Source organism: Pseudomonas sp. GM49, from assembly GCF_000282355.1.
In the GTDB taxonomy this organism is placed as follows: domain Bacteria; phylum Pseudomonadota; class Gammaproteobacteria; order Pseudomonadales; family Pseudomonadaceae; genus Aquipseudomonas.
This window is the reverse complement of sequence record NZ_AKJL01000193.1, coordinates 1-922: the sequence shown is the minus strand read 5'-3', so window position 1 is coordinate 922 and position 922 is coordinate 1. Positions and strand designations below refer to the sequence as shown.

1 protein-coding gene and 1 pseudogene are annotated in these 922 nt (G+C 57.4%); both read right to left on the bottom strand.

What is annotated here, in order from left to right; all coding sequences use genetic code 11:
* Positions 1–403, bottom strand: a 403-nt coding sequence (locus tag PMI29_RS11770) for an alpha/beta fold hydrolase (RefSeq protein WP_007999566.1), incomplete at its 3' end; no start/stop codon positions are given.
* A gap of 298 nt (positions 404–701) precedes the next feature.
* Positions 702–922 (bottom strand): annotated as a pseudogene (locus PMI29_RS11775) (4-hydroxy-2-oxovalerate aldolase); the annotation flags it as partial.

Here is a 922-nt window from a genome sequence, read left to right as displayed (position 1 = left end):
CTCCGCCCGCCCCCATCAGGATCATCTTGTCCAGGCGCTCCGGGTATTGCACGGCAAAGCCCAGCGCGCTGCCGCCGCCCATGGAGTTTCCGACCAGGTGCGCCTTATCGATGTCCAGGGCATCCATCAAGGCCTTGATCGCCCGGGCGTTGATGACAAAACGCGGCTCAGCGGTCACCAGCGGATCGGACTTGCCGAAGCCAGGGCAGTCCATGAGGATCACCCGGTAGCCGGCGTCTACAAAAGCATCGACGTTGCGGTGAAAGTTGGCCCACCCGGTTGCACCGGCACCAGAGCCATGGACCATGATCACGACCGGCCCTTCGCCGGCCTCGTTGTAATGCATTTTCCACTCAGGGGTCTGCACGAATTTACTGGTGTTTTCTTGGGTGAATCGACTCATGGGAGTTAGACCTTGTTATGGGGGGGTGAAGTAGCAGCGAACACCACGCAACACGCTGATGTCCTGGGAAAAACTGCCTTTGTATTTGAAGAGAGCAACGACTGTGCCAGTCCGTTTGCGGAGCCTAAAAAATAGGATAAATCCTTATTTATCAGGCAATTAAACGTAATCACCGCAACCTCTAAGTCACTTTGCAGCGGGCTCGCCACGCGAGCGAATTCAGAAGTTTTTGAAGGTTCATGAAAATCGACATGAAAAACATGAAATCACTGAGGGTGGCTCCTACGGGGTGAGGGGATCAGCGCTTGAGCAGATCCAGCGCCACATCAACGATCATGTCTTCCTGCCCACCGACCATGCGCCGCTTGCCCAGCTCGACGAGGATATCGAGGGTCTTGAGGCCGTACTTGGCGGCGGCAATTTCGGCGTGGCGCAGGAAGCTCGAATAGACACCGGCATACCCCAACGCCAGGGTTTCACGGTCGACCCGCACCGGCCGGTCCTGCAGCGGGCGGACGA